Consider the following 18956-nt stretch of genomic DNA (forward strand, 5'->3'; position numbering starts at 1 on the left):
TTTATGGATGATTATACTGGCTGTGTTCTACATGGGTTGGCATATGCGCATCCATAAGCGCAGTTGGCCCGGTTATTCATGCAGATTCTGTGGGTCTCAGAATGAAAGAAGTCGCATTTCGCTGGGTGGACAAATGGCTGATCCACCTCAGTTTGAGAGAAAAATTCTACCTCATTTTCCTGTTGCCTTTAGTGGCTTTCCTGTTCTTTTCCTCGGTGCTGATACGGCAGGCGGACCATCGTGCCGACCAAGCTCTGGCTCAGCAACAGCAACTGGTGCAGGGGCTGTTAGCCGCTGCCGACCTGAATCGGACCGAGATGGCCGAACGGTTACAGGGCAGCGGTCTGACTCTGGAGCCAGACCGCTCCGCCAAGGGATACCGGGTGGTGGCCAGTCCACAGCCCGGCCTGTTGTTACAGCTGGCGGCCTGGCAATGGACGCTGTTGGCACTGCTGGTGGTGGTGGCGGCAATGGTGGCGTATTACGTTATGACCTTTATTGGCGGGGCGATGTTCAGTACCTATCGGGCCCTGCAGAACCTGGCCGATGGCGATCTGCAGCAACGACTGAACTACATTCCGGTCCGGGATGAGTTCAGCCTGCTGGCGGTGACCATCGATCGGGTTACCGAGCGTGAGCAACAGTTGGTGTTGGAGATGCGCAACGCCTCATCGCTGCTGTCCAGCATTGGTGAGGAGCTGGCCAGCATGAGCCAGCAGTCTGAGTTGCTGGCGGCGGACCAACAATCGCAGATCGACGGCCTGGCTGGCGCCAGCGTGCAGATGGAGGCCTCCATTCGGGAGGTGGCGGCGCATGCCGAAGACTCTTCGGCACAAACTCAAGATGCGGCCGACGCATCCAATGAAGGGCAGCGCAAGGTGAATGACACCCGAGGTGCCATCGGTACCCTGGCACAGGAGATTGAGCAGGCGCGTCAGGCGGTGGCGGAGCTGGATGCCAGCAGTGTCGAGATTGGCAAGGTGCTGACCACCATCAACGCCATCTCCGAGCAAACCAACCTGCTGGCGCTGAATGCGGCCATTGAAGCGGCCCGGGCCGGTGAGCAGGGGCGCGGGTTTGCGGTGGTTGCCGATGAGGTGCGAACCCTGGCCAGCCGGACTCAGCAGGCCACGGTGGAGATTCAGGGGATGGTCGAGGGGCTGCAAGGACACAGCTTGGGGTTGAAGCGGGTCACCGACAGCACGGTGGACAACGCCCATCAGAGCCAGACCCTGATGAGCGGCGTCCACGATGAGATTGAGCGGGTCAGTGCCCTGAACCTGTCGATTTCCGATCGCAGCGCCGAAATTGCCGCCGCGGCGACCCAGCAGGGCAGTGTGGCGGCGGAGATCGCCTCCAGCCTGGAGCGAGTGCGCAGCCAGTCCCATGACGTGGTGGGGATGATTCGCGATTCCGCCGGCAATGTGGATCGCATCAGCCAGCAGGCACAGGTCATCGAGCGGCTGGTGAAAGATCTCAGGGCGTAACGCACCTGGGAGTGATGAAACCGGCCGTTGGCCGGTTTTTTTGTGTCTGTTCGTCGGAGTTTGGCTTAAGTGACTGTTATGTTTGAATCGAGTTTTTGATACTCTGATATCAAATTTTTACAATGCTAAGGATGGGCAATGGGCTTAACTCTGGCGATGATGGCGGCTGCGCCGCTGGCGACGCAACAGCAGCAGTGCCTGCTGCAGGCGCTTGAAACGGCGACGGCACACACCACCGTGGCTGAGCTGCGCGCCCAGTGCGCTGAGCCGATCGAGACCGATACCCTGGCGGCACAGCGTCGCGACACTGACGTCAGCGAGCCCCAGGAGTCGGCGCTGGAACAGCGCATCGAGGATGAGGAAAAGGTGGCTGGATCCGATTTCAGCCTCACAGCGCACCGACACAATTACATCCTGCCTTTTACCTATAACGACACACCGAATCAGGCGCCGTTTGACCCTGAAGAGTTGCCGTTGCAGCGTTCGGAGATCAAATTTCAGTTCAGTTTCAAGTTGCCGCTGACGGTACCACTGTTCTCTGACTCCGGTCGGCTGTTTTTTGCCTACACCAACCAAAGTTGGTGGCAGGCATACAACACCGACCACTCGGCGCCGTTTCGGGAGACCAACCACGAGCCAGAGCTGTTCTGGGCACAAAAAGTGGATTGGCAGCTGGGAGACTGGCGGTTGCCGGTCGTGGGCTTTGGCATCAACCATCAGTCCAATGGTCAAAACGGCGACAAGAGTCGCAGTTGGAATCGTCTGGTGGGGACGGCGGTGTTCGAACGCGGCGATTGGACCGTGGCGGCCACGGGATGGTATCGCTTGCCAGAGGACGAAAAGACCTCTCCCGAGGATAGCCGCGGCGATGATAACCCGGACATCACCGACTACCTGGGCTATGGCGAGTTAGGGGTGCTGTACAAGTATCAAGAGCACACCTTCATGGGCCAGTTCCGAAATAACCTGGATGTGAAAGACAACCGTGGCTCGGCGGAGCTGGGGTGGACCTTTCCGTTGGGGAACAAGGTCCGTGGCTATGTGCAGTACTTCTATGGCTATGGAGAAAGTTTGATCGACTACAACGTTAAGACCAACCGCATCGGTGTTGGTTTGGAGATGACCCCGATCCTCTAGGTTGCTGCCACCGGGAGCGCCAGCTCCCGGTGGTTTGAGTGACGATTGGGGTCAGGGTGAAGTCAGTCCTGAATATCAGGGGTAAGCTTCGCGGAAGCATTCGCAGAGGTCGATTGCCTCTGGTACCAATTGACATGGCGGGTGATCACCATCACCAGGCTCAATATCGCAAAACACAGCAGGCTGCCCATTAACAGCGCGTAACTCTCCGCCTGAAGCAGGCCAAACAGCATGGCGTACAGCGCCAACAGACAGGCCGAGAACACCCCTCCCTGACGCCGTCCCGGCAGCATTCCGCTAACGTACACCCCCAGCAAGGTTGTGGAAGCCAGTGCCGAGATCAGGTACGCGGGGTTGAAGCCAATGTGTTCGCTGAGTGAAATCAGCAGCAGATAGAACAGCGCCAGCGCCAGACCGACGAAGCCATATTGGATCGGGTGAATCGGCCGCGCTTGAAACAGCTCCAACAGAAAGAAACTGGCGAATATTAGGGTGATCACCAGCAGTGAGTAGTTTACCGTCCGGTGGGACTTCAGATAGTGATCCACCGGGTCGATCAGGCTGACACCCATCTGCCTGGCATTCAGCTGACCGCAGTTGGACGAGCTCTGCAGGCACAGGGTGAACAGCTGGCGAATGTTGGTGGAGAAGTTGTTGGTTACCCAGTGGGCGCGAAAACCGGAGTGGTCGATGTCAGAGCTCACCGGCAGGTAGTCACCGATAAAGCTGGGGTGTGGCCAGGGTGAGGACAGTGTGACCTCGGTGGCATTTCCCACCGGCATTACCTCCAGTTGCCCCATTCCCTGCAGTTGCAGCGCCAACTCGAACGCGAGCGGTGTCTGTTGCTGCAGCAGCGACAGCGGCAAGGGGGCATGAAACCCTTGTGGCCATTGGCGCAACTCGGTGCCGGGTTCCACGTCATAGGCTTGGCCGTCGAGGGTCAGGGTGTCGATGGCGCCGATGCCGCGGCTGTCGCTGACTGCCACCACCAAAGCCAGCGACTCGATGCTGTCCTTGGGCAGATCGCTAAGCGTGGAGAGGTTCAGGCTTCCCTGTACCTGGCTGTCGGCCCGATACAGGCGGGCAGTGTAGATGCCGCGGTATTTCTCGAAACTATTGAGATTGGCCTGGAACTGATAGCGTTCCGGTAACACGATGGCCTGCCGACTGACCTGGTGGGATTGGCCTTCGAGGGTGACGGTTTCCTGATAGCGGGCGACGAGCAGCGGGCCGATGAACTGCTGGGGGCCACTGCTGCTGCGGGCGATCTCCTGCTTGACCTCCTGCTGCCGCAGGTTGCGCTCAGCAATCAGGCTGTCGATCATCATCAGTGGTATCTGCAGCATCAGGAACAGCAGTATCACCACGCCAAATTTAATGGCCATCTCATTGCGTATTATGGGTTTCATATTCACTCTCCTGGTGGGGTACAGGCAGAGTAAAACCCTTGTGTGGAGCGCGTATGGAGCCTGTGTGGAGAGTTTATGGAGACGGTAGCCGCAGGGTCGCCAGAACGCCATCCTGATGATTCTTCAGCTGCAACTCTCCGCCATGGAGAGTGGCAACCTGTTCCACAAAGTGAAGCCCAAGTCCGCTGCTCTTGGCGCCATCAGGGCGTGCCAGGGAGAAGAACCGCTCTCGGACTCGAGGCAGAGCGTAGTCGGGAATGGCCGGCCCCTGATTGAACAGGGACAGCGCAATGCTGCCATGGTCGCACTGGGCCTGCCAGCTGAGGCTGGCGCCCGAAGGGGCAAAGTCGAGGGCGTTGTCCATCAAATTAAACAGGGCCTGGCGCAGCAAGAACCGGTTTGCCTGAATCTGCAGCGAGCCGGGCAGCGACGCTTGGCACTGGAGCTGTTTCAGGGTCAGCCTTGGGGCGGCGGAGGCAATCACCTCCTCCACCAGTGACGCCAGCATTACCGGCTCAACCTGTTCCAACTGAGGCAGCTTTTCCAGTCGAGCCAGTTGCAGCAATTGATCGATCAGCGACTGCATCCTGCGGGCTTCACGTTCAATATTGCCGGCGAAGCGGTTTTGCTTGTCCGCTGGCAGCGGTGCCTGCAAGATCTCGCTGGCCCCACGGATGGCGGACAGCGGGCTTTTCAGTTCATGGGTCAGGGTCTGAACATAGTCCTCTACGTACTGCTTGCCGTCCAGCTGGTTGCGCATCTGCTCCAGGGCATCGCTCAGTGCTCCGTATTCGTAGAAGATGCGAAAACGGGGTTTGGTCACCGGCTTTCCCTGTCCCATATGATTGGCGTAATGGATCAATCGGCTCAGGGCGGTGTTGATACGCCAGGCGACCAGGGCGCCGGCCAGCAGAACCAGCAGGGTCATCATCAGCATCCAAAACGCCACTTTTTGTTTCGACAGGTCGATAAACGGCTGAACAGAGCGGTTGGCCTTGGCGACGGTGACACTGCCGATGATGGCGCCGTTATCCATGATGGGAGCGGCGACGTGCATCACCGTGGACAGCGGGTCATCGGGATCCAGCGCGGTACTGCGGGCGCCGTATTGGCCCCGTAGGGTCAGGTAGACGTCGTTCCAGCGGGAAAAGTCCTGGCCAATGTCCTGTTGCCAGGAGTCGGCTACCACTATGCCATTGCGGTCGGTGATGTAGATGCGGTGGTTGATGGTCTTGTGGCCAAACTCCCACAGTCGTCCCTGTGGCTGTCGTTGGCCATAGGTGCTCAGCAGCTCGGCAAACCGGCTCTGGTTGAGGTTACCGGCGGCCATCGGTTGCTGTGCCAGCACGGCCAGCAGGTTGGCCACGTCCACCAGGGTCTCTTCGGTGGCCTGACGTACGGCCGGTTTGACCTCCTGAATCACGGTTTTGCTGACAAAGTAGGCGGTCATTGCCACCAGGACAAAAAACAGCAGAAACAGGCGCAGTCCAAGAGGAATACGGGGCCAGCGGCTCATGGTGCCGCCCTCTGGTAGTAGTAGCCGAACCCGCGCTTGGTGTGCAGCCGGGCGTCGTGCCCAGCGGGTTTCAGTTTTTGTCGAATCGCTTTGATGTGGGAGTCGATGTTGCGCTCGTACACCGCATCGGCAGCCATGTCGGCGGCGATCATCAACTGCTCGCGGCTCAACACTCTGGGGCCAGCCTCGATCAGCTTGCTGAGTATCTTGAACTCCACCGCTGTCAGGCCCAGAGGCTGGCCATTGCAGTTGAAATCGAAATTGTGGCTGATCAGTTCGCCGTCGGTGGTTGTGGTGCTGTGTGCCTCGGCGGCGCGGGGGCGAATGCGCAATTTGATTCGGGCCAGCACCTCTCTGGGACTGAAGGGCTTGGTGACGTAGTCGTCGGCACCGATCTCCAGCCCCACCACACGGTCGATGACGTCGTCGCGGGCGGTGAGGAAGATGATCGGAATGTCGGAAAAGCCACGGATGGTTTTACACAACTCGAAGCCGCTGACGTCCGGCAGACCGACATCCAGAACCACAAGGTCGGCGTGCTGCTGACGCAGGTAGGTCAGCCCTTCACCGCCGCTGGCAACCCAATGGCTGTCGTAGCCGTCCATCTCCAGGACGTGGATTAGGGTATCGGCAATGGCGGGCTCGTCTTCGATAATCAGGATATTCAATGTGTTACTCAATCTGGCGACGTTGCTGACAGTATACCCGCTTCTGCCTGGGTCTGCTTGTGGTGGCCGAATCGGTGTTGCTGGAGTCAGAGAAAAACGTTACCACTTTGTTGTGGCTGGTTATAATGAAATCAACGCTGAATTTCAGGGAGTTAAGGTGATGGCAGGGACCGGATGTCGATGGCTGGCCGTGGCGATGATAGGGGTGTTGTGGAGTGGCTTGGTGTTGGCCGAGTCCGAGGAGTTGTACCGGCCGCAGGTCACCAACAGCAGTTGGGAGCAGAAGGCGGTGTCACCGTCGGCGTACGACGATCCCTATCGGGTGTCGCTGTTTGATGCTCCCCATGGGGAAGACCAGGCGCGGCTGTGGTCACAAACCAAGTCCCTGGCCTGGTATGGCGTTGGGGTGGCGGGGGTGATTGCGCTGCTGCCGGAGGATATCTCCAACTGGGACAAAGACAACGCCAAGCCGTTCAGCAAGTGGTGGGATAACGTCTCTCAGGGACCGGTGTGGGATCGGGATAACTGGCAGATCAACTACGTGGGCCATACCTATTTTGGTGGTGTCTATTACCAGGTGGCCCGCAAGTCCGGTTACCGGCAGTGGGACGCTTTTATGTACTCCTTCCTGATGTCGACCTTCTATTGGGAATATGGGTTGGAGGCGTTTGCCGAGGTGCCCTCCATTCAGGATATCGTCGTTACACCGGTGTTGGGCTGGGTGTATGGGGAATGGGCGTTTCAGACCGAGCAGGCGATCTGGGCCCAGGGGGGTAAAGTGTGGGGGTCTCAGACTCTGGGGGACACCGCGCTGTTCTTCCTTGACCCGGTGGATGCGCTGGGGCGGGGCATCAATAGCCTGTTTGAGCGGCAGGTGATCAAGGCGGGTACCGGTTACATGACCGTCAGCGAGGTGCCCATGGGCAACAGCCGCAGCGATACTCAGGTGCAACTGGGGCTCAGGTACCGCTTTGGTGGCAGCAGTGGCGAGGCCGGAGAGCTTTCCTCTTCCCGAGGCTCCGCCAGTCATCACGCCGAGGACCCGGTGGATTTTGGCATTGTCGGGTTGGGGGTTGGGATGGCGCAGCTGAACCCGGATGACTTCTGGGCCGTCGAGAGTGGCAGCGTACCGGTGGTGAGCCTGGGACTGTATTTCTCGCCGCGCTGGTCGACCCGTTTGAGCTACGCCAGGACCGATCTCAATGAAAAGATTACCGGCAAGGAGCTCACCTATGAAAACTACAGCGCCGATGTGCAGTACTACTTTAATGGCGACAGTCGCCTGCGGCCGTTTGTGACGGCGGGGATTGGGGAAACTCTGCGGGATCAGGACCGGGATAAGAAGACGTTTCAGGTCAACGGTGGTCTTGGACTGCATTGGCAGCTGCACCCGAACTGGGCGTTACAGGCAGACTGGCGCCACTTCCACAGTACCCGTTTTTCTACCACTGACGACCTGTTGGCAACTCAGCTGATCTACCGCTTTGGCCGCGGTGAGCGCCTCTGAGCCCGCCCTGAAACGACGCCGCCCGGCACAGGCCGGGCGGAGAGTCAGCAACGCTAAAAGGGGTTAGCGCTTCATGTTCAGGTAGGCATAGCCGGTGGCGAAGGCGTTTTCCTGAAACTGCTTCAGGCCCACCTCTTTCATGCCGATGTCCACCGGCTGACGCTTGAGGCTCTCTTTGATGGCGGTGCCGGAGACCACTTCCACATCGATGCCTTCCGCCAGTTGCATGGCCGCTTCCATCTTAAAGCCGATGGCACTGCCGGCAAATTTGCCTTTCATTGGTCGCTCGCGAATGACCACTTTATCGACCTTGTAGTCGCTGACCAGCTTGGCGAACTCCGCCTGAAACGCTTTCAGCGGCTTGACCGCAGTGCCGTCATTCAAGGTCAGCTTTCGGGCGCGGCATTCGGCCACATTAAACAGACCCCGATCCAAGCCAAGGATGCAGACAATGGCTTCGTTACTTTTTAATTCAACCGCACAAATTTTCATTTTTTCACCTAATTCAGGTCTGCCTGGTGGCCAGATCGCCGGCTAGTATAGTGGAATCCGGCTGCGGGCGGGAGGGACGATGGCGGTTTTGCTGCTCTTTTGGCTGAGAAATGTCCAGCGGACCGGGTCTGGCAAACAAATAGCCTTGCATGCGGGTGACGCCTCGGGCCAACAGGTACTGGCGCTGGGCTTCGGTTTCCACCCCTTCGGCAATGAGGGTGATGTCGAGCCGGTGTGCCAGTTGCAGAATCGAGTCCAGCACCGGCTGAGTGTCGCTCTGATGCTGAACCATCTGCACGAAACTTTTATCCACCTTAAGGAAGTCTGGCTGAAATACCTTCAGACTGGCTAGGCCGTTATGGCCGGTACCAAAGTCGTCAATGGCCACCTTAAAGCCCCGCTGCCGAATGTCGTACAGGGTTCTCTGAAAATGGGCGGATTGAAAGTCCAGCACTTCACGTTCGGTGATCTCCACCACCAGTTGCCTGGGCTCGATGCCGATCTGTCGACTCAGGTGCTCCAGAAAATCCCCCAGGTTGCGGTTCTCGCTCAGCAATTGCTGGCCGGCCAGGTTGATGCTCAGGTAGCCGTGCTGTTCGGGCTGATATTGGCATTGAGGGGCCAATTCATACAACAACCTGTCCAACTGATGGTGGAATTCCAGCAGTGGAATGAATTCATCGGGGGGGATGGTGCCGAGCTGAGGATGTTGCCATCGGGCCAGCAGTTCGTGCCCCAGTACCCGCTTGTCGCGGCCATCGACGATGGGCTGAAACACCGGGTAGATTTCACGATTGCTGAAGGTGTCCAGCAAGTCTTCCGGGTGCAGGCCATGGTAGCTGCGCCAATACAGCAGCAACAGTGTGGTGGTCAGGGCGACAAACAGCGATACCGGTACGCCAATCGCCAGGTTCTGTTTCATGGCCATCAACAGGTGTTCGGGGTGCAGGTAGAGGCTGATCTCCAGGTCGCCGCGGCCATCCCGGTATTCTTGTGACAACCAGGTGCGGACGCTGCTGCCCAGAGTGATGATGGTTTCCTGTTTGTAGTTGAGGGTGATCAGCGAGTGGCTCAAAAACTGCTCTTCCGGAAACAGCAGTTTCATCAGACGGCGGCTCTTGCTGATGCCGAACAGGTAGCGGTTGCCTTCGAGCCGAATGGCCATCAGCTGATAGGACTGCAGGTGATGACTGTCGTTCTTCATCCAGATGGGGCCAGCCCCGGAGGCCACCACATCAAAGGCGGTAGAGGGGGCGATGATCAGGTCCTGATCGCGGCAAAACCCCTGTTCGTCGCTCATGGTGGCCAGATAGTCAAAGTAGTGGGAGCGTTTGGCTGCCCGCTTCAGTTCCCGTTCGGAGTTGGCATTACAGATGCCCCAGGGCACCGTTTGAGCCAATTGGCTGAGTTCATTGTGACTGTGATTGTAATAGGCTTCAAACAGGGACAGGCCCAGAGACAGGCGGGAGTTGATGGTGTTGGAGTGGTTCATCAGGCCCAGGGCAATGCTGAAGATCAAGCCCACGGCCAGAGTGATCGAGAAGTAGCGCCATCCCAATCGAATCAAGCGTCCAAGTTGCCACCTCAGTTTGCTCATCTCAGGTTCATCGTCCTTTGGGAACCTCCACTGTGAGGCTCAACTTATCATATTTGTTGTCGAAAAAAATCCACTCGCGTTGATGTTGTGAAAAAAATGTAACCGCCAATTTGAATGTCCATATGCTTGAATTGACAGACTTTCCGTCTCGCCTATTTGGCTTTGTTACTCGGCACGGCCCGTCCTGATTGCTTTTCAAGTCCATCGCAGTGGCAGGACATTTCTGGCTGCGCTGCCAAGACGACAACCCCAAACTCGTTTTAGCCATAAAGCTGGCCGCCCAGACGGCTGTGATCCCGGCCACAGAACCTCATTTCTGCGCACTCGCTCACGAATGAGGTTCGGGCTTAGTTCTCATATTAATCAAATGTTAAAAAAATAACCTTTCTCTTTTTGGCCAGAAATTCGACCTGTCCCCTATCTCTTAAGGAATACCCCCTAAGGGGTATGGTTACTCCAGGGTCAAAAAAACACCATCACTATTAACTTGTTGGAACCGAGTTGGTGAACACCTTGACAGAATCTATTCACATAAGCGGCCTGGTGGTCCACTGCCATAAAGAGGCACAGCCTGAGGTCGTACCGGCCCTGGCGCAGATCTCTGGCTGTGAACTGCACTCTCAGACAGAGGACGGCAAGCTGGTCGTCACTCTGGAAAGCGACAGCCAGCAAAGCACCAATGCAGCAATTGAAGCGATAGGCGCCATAGACGGAGTGATTAACACCGGCTTGGCCTATCACCGTGTAGAACAACTCTAATAATTATCAAGAGGATGATATGAGCTTGAACAGACGCGAGTTTATTAAAGCCAATGCGGCGGTGGCAGCCGCTACCGCTGCCGGCGCCATCTTGCCGGTCACCACGGTGAATGCGGCCGAAGGCAAGGATGACCTGGAGTGGGGCAAGGCGCCCTGCCGCTTCTGCGGTGTGGGCTGCTCCATTATGGTGGGTACCCGCGATAACAAGGTCATGGCGACCCGAGGCAACCCGGACAGCCCGGTCAACAAAGGCATGGCCTGTGCGAAAGGCTATTACCTGTCCAAGATCATGTACGGCAAGGATCGTCTGACTACGCCACTGCTGCGGATGAAAAATGGCCAATACGCCAAAGACGGCGAACTGACTCCGGTAAGCTGGGATCGCGCCTACGAAACCATGGCGAACAAATGGAAAGCGGCCCTGAAGAAAAAGGGCCCCAGCTCCATCGGTATGTTTGGTTCCGGTCAATGGACCGTATGGGAAGGCTATGCCGCCGTTAAGATGATGAAGGCAGGCTTCCGCTCCAACAACATCGACCCGAACGCCCGTCACTGTATGGCGTCGGCGGTGGTCGGCTTCCTGCGTGCCTTTGGCATCGATGAGCCCATGGGCTGTTACGATGACATCGAGCATGCCGATGATTTCGTGCTGTGGGGCTCGAATGCCGCCGAAGCGCACCCGGTGCTGTGGAACCGCGTCACCGAGCGTCGCCTGGGTCATCCTGGCGCGCAGATTCACGCCATCTCCACTTATAAGAACCGCTGTTTTGACATCGCCGATACCGGCCTGATCTTCAAGCCTCAGACCGACTTGATTCTGCTGAACTACATTGCCAACTACATCATCGAAAACGATGCGGTAAACAAAGAGTTCGTCAACAAGCACACCAAGTTTGCCATGGCGACCACCGACATCGGTTACGGCCTGCGTCCGGATCACCCTCGTGAAAAGGCGGCCAAGAATCAGAAGTCGGCTAAGAAGATGACGCCGATGAGCTTTGAGGAATACGCCAAGTTCCTCAGCACCTACACCCTGGATTACACCGTTGAAAAGACCGGTGTCGACGCCGATGCGCTGGTGAAAATCGCCAAGGCCTACGCCGATCCTAAGCGTAAGGTGATGAGCATGTGGTGCATGGGCGCCAACCAGCACGTGCGTGGTGTTTGGGTCAACAACTCCATCTACAACATTCACCTGCTGACCGGCAAGATCTCCGAGCCCGGTAACAGCCCGTTCTCCCTGACCGGTCAGCCGTCTGCCTGTGGTACCGCCCGTGAAGTCGGCACCTTCGCCCACCGTCTGCCTGCCGACATGGTGGTAATGAAGAAGCCCCATCGCGACATTACCGAGAAGCGTTGGCAGTTGCCGGAAGGCACCATTCCGCCAAAGCCGGGTTACCACGCGGTGCTGCAGAGCCGCATGCTCAAAGATGGCAAGTTGAACTGCTACTGGACCCAGGTCACCAACAACCTGCAGGCCGGCCCCAACATCAATGAAGAGACCCTGCCAGGGTTCCTGAATCCGGAAAACTTCATTGTGGTGTCCGACTCCTACATGACCGTGACCGCTTCCATGGCCGACCTGGTACTGCCTACCGCCATGTGGGTGGAGAAAGAGGGCGCCTACGGTAACGCCGAGCGTCGTGGCCAGTACTGGCATCAGCTGGTGAAGCCGGTGCCCGGAGCCCGCTCCGACGTCCTGCAGGTGGTGGAGTTCTCCAAGTACTTCAAGATGGAAGAGGTATGGCCGGAAGAGTTGCTGGCTGCCAAGCCGGAATACCGCGGCAAGACCATGTTTGACGTGCTGTTCGGTAACGGCGTGGTGGACAAGTTCCCGGTCTCTGACTGCAAAGGCAAGTACAACGACGAGTCCAAGTCTCTGGGCTTCTACCTGCAGAAAGGCCTGTTTGAAGAGTACGCCGACTTTACTCGCGGTCACCAGCATGATTTGGGTGCCTTCGATGACTACTTCGGTGAAGGTCTGCGCTGGCCGGTGATTGATGGCAAAGAGACTCTGTGGCGCTTCAAAGAGGGCCTGGACCCTTACGTTAAGCCAGGCAGTGGCTTCGAGTTCTACGGTAAGCCAGATGGCAAGGCGATGATCATTGCCAACCCCTATGAAGGACCGGCGGAAGACCTGAGTGCCGACTACGACCTGTGGTTGTGTACCGGTCGAGTGCTGGAGCATTGGCACACCGGCACCATGACCGGGCGTGTGGATGAGCTCAATGCCGCTTACCCCAATGCCAAGGTGTACATGAGCAGCGAAGACGCCGCCAAGCGTGGCCTCAAGCGTGGCGACGAAGTGCTGGTGTCCAGCCCTCGCGGTTCACTGCGCACCCGCATCGAAACCAAGGGCCGCTACGACATGCCTGAAGGGGTGGTGTTCATGCCGTTCTGCGATGCCAAGCAGCTGGTCAACAAACTGCTGCTGGATGCCACGGATCCGATGTCGAAAGAGACCGACTTTAAGAAGTGTCCGGTTCAAATCGTCAAGGCTTAATCGAATAGGGAAGGTGCCGCCGAGCGGCACCTCTGGAGAGACCAATGAAAGCAAAAATCATAATGGTAGCAGCGGCCTTCATCGTGGCTGGCTGTCAGATGAACGCCGCCGACGCCCCTCAGAATGAGGCTAAATCCCGTCGTGGTGACACGGTAGTGAATACTCAGGTTCCTGCAGCCGAGATCGCCAACTACCCGAAAAAGGCCGTGGTTGCCGATGTGTTTGCCGGCCAGCCGCCGCTGATTCCGCACAAGGCGACTTACCCCATTAACCTCAAGCGCAATGGCTGCATGAGCTGCCACAAGCCGAAGAAGAACACGCTGCCGGTGAGCCACACCGTCGAAGGCAAGGTGAAAGGCAACCTGTACCAATGCCGCGTTTGCCACCTGCCGCAGGCCGATAACGTCGCCGCACGCTAATTACACCCCACAAGAGGGGCAGCAGAGACTGCCCCCTGGGAATGTCACAACAGGAGATGAAAATGAAACTACGCTACCTGGCAACTCTGCCTATGCTGGCTCTGTCCACCGCCGCCGTTGCCGCTGAGCCGGCGTCCCTCGCCGACGCGGTTGCCCAGAGCACGGTCAAGCTGGATGCCCGCCTGCGTTATGAAAACGTCAGCCAGGACAACGCGCTCAAAGACGCCGATGCCCTGACCCTGCGTACCCGCCTGACCATGGAAACGGCCGCTTATCAGGGTTTCTCTGCCCTGATTGAGTTTGAAGACTCCCGCGATGCCTTCGGTGTCAACGACTACAACGACAAGATTGGCAACAAGCCGGAGTACTCGGTGATTGCCGATCCAAACACCACCGAGCTGGACCAGGCGTTCCTGCGCTATCAGCGTGGCATGTTCAAGGGTACCCTGGGTCGTCAGGTTGTGACTCTGGATAACCACCGCTTCGTTGGCCACGTTGGCTGGCGTCAGGATCGTCAGACCTTTGATGGCGTCAACCTGTTGTTGACTCCGGCCAAAGACCTGACCCTGAACTACGTCTACATCAATCAGCGCAACCGCATCTTCGCCGAAGAGAAAGACGTCGATTCCCAGGATCACCTGGTTAACATCGGCTACAACACCGCCTTCGGTAAACTGAGCGCCTACGCCTACCTGCTGGAAGTGGACAACAACACCGACAACGGTCTGGACACCTACGGTGTGCGTTTTGCCGGCGGCACCAAGCTGGGTGAACTGCCGGTTAAGTACCAGTTGGAATACGCCACTCAGGAAGACGATGCGTCCGGTTACGAAGCCGACTACTACCTGATTGAAGGTGCGGCGACCTTTGCCGGCCTGACCGCCAAGCTGGGTTACGAAGTGCTGGGTTCCGACAGCGGTGAGTACGGCTTCAGCACGCCTCTGGCGACGCTGCACAAGTTTAACGGCTGGGCAGATCAGTTCCTGACCACCCCGAAAGAGGGTCTGGTGGACTTGTACGGTGGCGTGTCCGGTAAGGCACTGGGCGGCAAGTTCGCGGTGATCTACCACGACTTTACTGCCGATGAAGGTACCTCTGCCGATGACTTCGGTAGCGAAATCGATTTGAGCTACACCACCAAGGTGGCTAAGAACTACACCCTGGGTGTGAAGTACGCCATGTACGATGCCGGTGACATCAAAGTCGATACCGATAAGCTGTGGCTGTGGGCCAGCGCCAGCTTCTAAATCCTGGCTGGCAGCCACTGTGGCTGCCAGGTTCGGATTCAACATCCTGCAATACCCTGTAAAGACAAAGCACCGCTTCGGCGGTGCTTTTTTTGATCACGTTCACCGCTGAGCGGTTAACCTATCCCCCCTGTTTGGACAACACCTCTTCAAACAGCACTTGCATCAGCTTTTGACCGTTGTCGCTGCTCCAGTCCTGAGCCAGTTCGGCGATCAACTGATTGGTGGTGGTCAGGGTGATGCCGTGGGATTCCATCCTCCTTAACGCCGTTTCGTCGGCAAGAGTGGTCGGAGAGCCGGAACCGTCGACGACGACCTGGACGTTATACCCCGCCTGTACTGCGGTGATCGCCGGGTAGACCACACAGACGTCGGTGGTGATGCCAGCAATGATCAGGTTGTTGCGACCGGTGGCGGAAACGGCATTGGCGAAATTGGCGTCCTTCATGGCGTCGACGATGCCAGCACGTTGAACTCGACTGGCGTAAGCCTCTGGGGCGGCGTCAATCAGTTCGTCAAACAGTGGCCCTTGAACTTGATCCTCCTGGCTGGAAGTCAGAATGAGCGGCATGCCGGTGACGATGGCCGATCGGGCCAGGGCGACGGTATGCCGCTTAATCTCATCCAGGGAGTTGGACTTGACCCAACCTAGGGTGCCCACTTGATGATCGATCAGCAACAGCGTCGCATTGCTTGGGGAAAATGTGTTATTTGTCATGGGATTACCTCTCTGTGGGTGGTGTGTTGTGGCGCAAAGCCTGTAGTAAGCGTTGTACTTCATTGGTGCCAGCCAGCAGGTTTTCCTGACTGGAGTGAATTGAGGCGCCGCTGCTGATTATCGGCTGTGTCAGCGGTTGCCCGCTGATCAACAGAAACTCGGCGGCCACGTCGGTGGCCTCGATTTCAATGTGCTCACTGCCTGCGCGGAATACGCCCAGTTGACCGGACTTGAGTTGCGCATCGCCGACCAACAGACGGCCGGATCGGCAAAACACAAACGCGGTGGCGTGTAGCTCCGGACTTTGGTGTGTCCAGCGGGCGCCTGCGTCAATGGTGATATGAAGGTAGGTCATATCGATGCAGTGCTGAATTGGGCTGCGCTGCCGTTGATGCTCTCCTATCAGCACTCGAGTGGTGGAGCCTGAATCAGTGACCACGGGTAAGGCCGATTTTTGAGCCGTTGCGTAGGTCACGGAACCCATCTCGGCACTCTGTTGTGGCAGCAGGGTCCAAAGCTGGAATGCTTCTGCGTGGCCTTGCTGTGGATGCACGACCTCTTTATGAATCACGCCTTTTCCTGCACTCATGATCTGGATGCCACCGGCAAACAGATGGCCGCTGTGACCACTGCTGTCGGTGTGCTCGATGTCACCTACCAGTGGGTAGCTGATGGCGGCAACACCGGAGTGGCCGTGAAACCCAAACCCTGCGGTTTCGATGGTATTGGTAATCATGAAGTGATCCCACAACACGAAGGGATTCAACTGGGTGAGGGTGCTGGGCGAGATGTAATGGGCGACCGGAGGATGAGTCTGGCCTGAACGAATCTGTTGCAGTTGACGGCTCATGGAGGTAGCTCTCTGTACGGGTAATGACCACAGTGTAGAGAGCAAATGATTATATGATTAGATGGTATAATTGAACTTCTCTATCCCATATTTGAAGGTAAATGTGGTGAACCTCAATGATGTGAATGTGTTTGTGCGGGTGGTTGAAGCGGGCAGCTTTGTGGGGGCCGGAAAACTGCTGTCCATGCCGCCTACCACGGTAAGCCGCAAAGTACAGCAGTTGGAGGCCAATTTGGGCGTGCGTCTGCTGAATCGTAGCACCCGGAAGTTGTCGCTAACCGATGCCGGAGAGCAGTATTTTCGTCATTGTCATCAGCACATGCTGGGCATTGAGGAGGCCAATCAATGGGTCAGCCAGGCACAGACATACCCCAAGGGCCGGTTGCGAATAACCGCACCGCTGGATTTTGCCGTTATGTATGTTCAACCCTGGATCAACGCGTTCCTGATGAGATACCCCGAGGTTGATATTGAGCTGAAACTTACCGACCATCAGGTGGACTTGATTGAAGAGCGGATTGATGTGGCGTTTCGGTCCGGTGTACTGAGTGACTCCAGTTTGGTGGCCAGACGGCTGCTCCCTAAGATCAGCGTGTGTTGTGCCAGCTCCGATTATCTGGCTCGCCATGGTGCTCCTGTCCATCCCCGGCAACTGACGGATCATCAATGTGTGTTATGGGGCAATGCCGTTCAGGGGCAAAGCTGGCACTTTCGATCGGAACAGCAACAGTTGGATGTGCCGGTTCGAGGGCGGTACGCTGCGGACGCCACTCAGCTTCTGATTGAAGCAGCCGTGGCCGGAGTGGGGATCGCCAAGCTGCCAAGGCCTCTGGTTGAGCCTTATGTTGAACGGCAGCAACTGAGGGTGTTGTTTCCCGAGTTTGAGATCCCCTCAGGCAATATGTACGTGGTGTATCAGTCTCACCGCTACTTAAGCCAGTGTGTCCGTCAGTTCATTGACTTTGTTCTGCAGCAGTTGCCGGATTGACAGTTACGGCAATGGCTTAGTCTTCGGCGGCGAAAATGTGACCAGCGCGCTTTGGTTTGGAGTACAGGAACCCTTGTTGATGGATGACGCCACGGCTGAGCAGGTACTGGCGTTGCTGCTCGGTTTCCACCCCTTCGGCGATGATGCCGATGCCCATGGTGTTGGCCAGCTGAATGATGGAGTCCAGCACCGGGCCCTGAATGGCGTCGCTGTGAATGGTATGCACGTAGCTCTTGTCAATCTTGATGTAATCCGGGGCAAACAGCTTCAGGCAGGCGATGCCGTTATGGCCGGTACCAAAATCGTCGAAGGCCAGCTTGATCCCCGCCTGCTTGAGTTCCATCAGGGTGGCCAGCAGGCTGGGGTTGTCGTAGTCCAGCGCCTCACGTTCGGTGATCTCAATCATCAGTTGCTGTGGCAGGATGCCGAGCCGGTTGGTCAATTCGAGAATGAAACTGGCGGGATCCCTGAGGCTGTGGGTCAGTTGGTTGGCCGACAGGTTGATGCTCAGGTAGCAAATGCTGGGGAGCTGTCGTTGCACCTGGCTGGTCAGCTCTTGCAGCAATTGATCCAGGCGCCCGAAGCGCTCCATCATCGGAATGAAGGTGTCCGGGGTGATGGGGCCCATGGTGGGATGCTGCCAGCGGGCCATCAATTCATAGCCCACAGGCTGGCGGGTGCGGGCGTCAACAATGGGTTGCAGCACCGGGTAGATTTCATTGCGACGATAGGCGAGGTTCAAATCGTCCAGGAAGACCCCTTTGTGACTACGTCGATACACCAACATTGCCGGCATGCTCATCCCCAGCAGCAGCATCAGGGGAATCCCGTAGATGACCCACTCCATCCAGATGGCGTGCAGGGGCTGGGGCACATAGTTGATGTCGGCGCGGACATTGCCAATGCTCAACTGGCGCTGCATGGTCAGTAGGGGCTGACCATCGATGCTGTCTTGCTGATACAGCAATCGATTGTCCACGTACAGTGACAGTTGCGCCTGAAGCCGTTGGTAGTGGTAGGAGAACAGCCGCTCAAGCAGGTGGACGGTTTTGGCCACTCCGATCAGGTAGGTTCCCGGCGCCAGTTGGGCGATAAACACCTGGTGAGGCACCAGGGCGCGGTCATCGCTGCCGATCCAGATCGGCCCGCTCTGGCTGTCGAGGAGTTCGCCGATAAACATCGGTGACAGCGGGTTATTGGCGGCGCGGCAATAGCCGGCTTCGTCGCTGAGGTAGGCCAGGTAGTCGAAGGCATTGGAGCGGATGGCGGCCTGGGTCAGGCGGTACTGGGCGTCTTTATCGCAGCGGTTGGGGACGATCTCCCGGCTGAGGGTGTCGAGCTCGCCGGAGGCGCGGCGGTAGTAGTCCTGAGTGGACAGCACTATGCTCTCCAGCCGGCTGTCCAGCCCGTTGGAGATCGAATGCCAGCATGCCAGGCTGATGCCGAGCAGGCTCAAAATTTGTATCAGAATAAACCATTGCCATCCGTGGCGAATGTAGCGTCCCAGCTGCCATAGTCGTTGAATCATTGTTGTTACTGGCGTGCACTGGTGGTCAGAACCCAAAATGTGTCGAAAAGGTAACAAAAATGACATCGAAAGAGAATTATTCGAACCCGATTTATTGTTGCGCCTGAGGCTGTGCTGCGGCGCTGTGGGAG

General features: G+C 57.4%; 16 protein-coding genes. 8 read left to right on the forward strand and 8 right to left on the reverse strand.

Going from position 1 to position 18956, the window contains the following annotated elements; genetic code table 11:
• Positions 1-101: 101 nt before the first annotated feature.
• Positions 102-1487, forward strand: coding sequence for a methyl-accepting chemotaxis protein (locus tag J8Z22_RS06405; protein ID WP_252009547.1), 1386 nt, complete (start codon positions 102-104; stop codon positions 1485-1487).
• Positions 1488-1625: 138 nt separating this feature from the next.
• Positions 1626-2624, forward strand: coding sequence for a phospholipase A (locus J8Z22_RS06410; protein ID WP_252009549.1), 999 nt, complete (start codon positions 1626-1628; stop codon positions 2622-2624).
• Between the two features lie 62 nt (positions 2625-2686).
• Here the strand turns inward: J8Z22_RS06410 and creD are convergent, their stop codons facing one another.
• From creD to J8Z22_RS06425, 3 genes are all read right to left on the reverse strand, one after another.
• Complete coding sequence (gene creD / locus J8Z22_RS06415) at positions 2687-4033, reverse strand: cell envelope integrity protein CreD (protein WP_252009551.1); 1347 nt, start codon at positions 4031-4033, stop codon at positions 2687-2689.
• A 73-nt stretch (positions 4034-4106) separates the two neighbouring features.
• Complete coding sequence (gene creC, locus J8Z22_RS06420; protein WP_252009553.1) at positions 4107-5549, reverse strand: two-component system sensor histidine kinase CreC; 1443 nt, start codon at positions 5547-5549, stop codon at positions 4107-4109.
• Entirely contained in the window at positions 5546-6217 is a 672-nt protein-coding gene (locus tag J8Z22_RS06425) for a response regulator (protein ID WP_252009555.1), read from the reverse strand. The genes creC and J8Z22_RS06425 overlap by 4 nt, the downstream gene beginning before the upstream one ends.
• Positions 6218-6377: 160 nt before the next feature.
• Here J8Z22_RS06425 and J8Z22_RS06430 point away from each other — a divergent pair, with 160 nt between their 5' ends.
• Positions 6378-7724 carry a DUF3943 domain-containing protein gene (locus J8Z22_RS06430; RefSeq protein WP_252010457.1) on the forward strand — a complete coding sequence of 449 codons (1347 nt, stop codon included), beginning with the start codon at positions 6378-6380 and terminating at the stop codon, positions 7722-7724.
• A 63-nt stretch (positions 7725-7787) separates the two neighbouring features.
• On the opposite strand, the gene J8Z22_RS06435 is transcribed toward J8Z22_RS06430, so the two are convergent.
• Both J8Z22_RS06435 and J8Z22_RS06440 read right to left on the reverse strand, forming a co-directional pair.
• A complete protein-coding gene (locus tag J8Z22_RS06435) occupies positions 7788-8216 on the reverse strand; it encodes a DUF3010 family protein (RefSeq protein ID WP_028113765.1) in 429 nt (142 codons plus the stop codon).
• A 13-nt stretch (positions 8217-8229) separates the two neighbouring features.
• The gene (locus tag J8Z22_RS06440) at positions 8230-9813 is read right to left on the reverse strand and encodes an EAL domain-containing protein (RefSeq protein WP_051252769.1); all 1584 of its coding nucleotides are present in this window, start codon (positions 9811-9813) and stop codon (positions 8230-8232) included.
• 513 nt (positions 9814-10326) lie between these two features.
• On the opposite strand from J8Z22_RS06440, the gene J8Z22_RS06445 reads away from it, so the two are divergent.
• From J8Z22_RS06445 to J8Z22_RS06460, 4 genes are all read left to right on the forward strand, one after another.
• On the forward strand, positions 10327-10572 hold the full coding sequence (locus tag J8Z22_RS06445; protein WP_028113764.1) for a chaperone NapD: 246 nt from the start codon (positions 10327-10329) through the stop codon (positions 10570-10572).
• 19 nt (positions 10573-10591) lie between these two features.
• A complete protein-coding gene (gene napA / locus J8Z22_RS06450; protein ID WP_252009557.1) occupies positions 10592-13075 on the forward strand; it encodes a nitrate reductase catalytic subunit NapA in 2484 nt (827 codons plus the stop codon).
• Positions 13076-13119: 44 nt separating this feature from the next.
• Positions 13120-13494 carry a nitrate reductase cytochrome c-type subunit gene (locus tag J8Z22_RS06455; RefSeq protein WP_252009559.1) on the forward strand — a complete coding sequence of 125 codons (375 nt, stop codon included), beginning with the start codon at positions 13120-13122 and terminating at the stop codon, positions 13492-13494.
• 62 nt (positions 13495-13556) lie between these two features.
• Positions 13557-14741, forward strand: a complete 1185-nt coding sequence (locus tag J8Z22_RS06460) for an alginate export family protein (protein WP_252009561.1) — start codon at positions 13557-13559, stop codon at positions 14739-14741.
• A 121-nt stretch (positions 14742-14862) separates the two neighbouring features.
• Here J8Z22_RS06460 and J8Z22_RS06465 read toward each other — a convergent pair whose 3' ends face one another.
• Positions 14863-15459, reverse strand: a complete 597-nt coding sequence (locus tag J8Z22_RS06465) for an isochorismatase family protein (protein WP_252009562.1) — start codon at positions 15457-15459, stop codon at positions 14863-14865.
• Positions 15460-15463: 4 nt separating this feature from the next.
• On the reverse strand, positions 15464-16309 hold the full coding sequence (locus J8Z22_RS06470; protein WP_252009563.1) for a pirin family protein: 846 nt from the start codon (positions 16307-16309) through the stop codon (positions 15464-15466).
• A 106-nt stretch (positions 16310-16415) separates the two neighbouring features.
• Here J8Z22_RS06470 and J8Z22_RS06475 point away from each other — a divergent pair, with 106 nt between their 5' ends.
• The gene (locus J8Z22_RS06475; RefSeq protein WP_252009566.1) at positions 16416-17297 is read left to right on the forward strand and encodes a LysR family transcriptional regulator; all 882 of its coding nucleotides are present in this window, start codon (positions 16416-16418) and stop codon (positions 17295-17297) included.
• Positions 17298-17313: 16 nt separating this feature from the next.
• Here J8Z22_RS06475 and J8Z22_RS06480 read toward each other — a convergent pair whose 3' ends face one another.
• Complete coding sequence (locus J8Z22_RS06480) at positions 17314-18825, reverse strand: EAL domain-containing protein (protein WP_252009568.1); 1512 nt, start codon at positions 18823-18825, stop codon at positions 17314-17316.
• Between the last annotated feature and the right edge of the window lie 131 nt (positions 18826-18956).

The organism is Ferrimonas sp. SCSIO 43195 (genome assembly GCF_023716685.1).
Taxonomy (GTDB): Bacteria; Pseudomonadota; Gammaproteobacteria; order Enterobacterales; family Shewanellaceae; genus Ferrimonas; species Ferrimonas kyonanensis.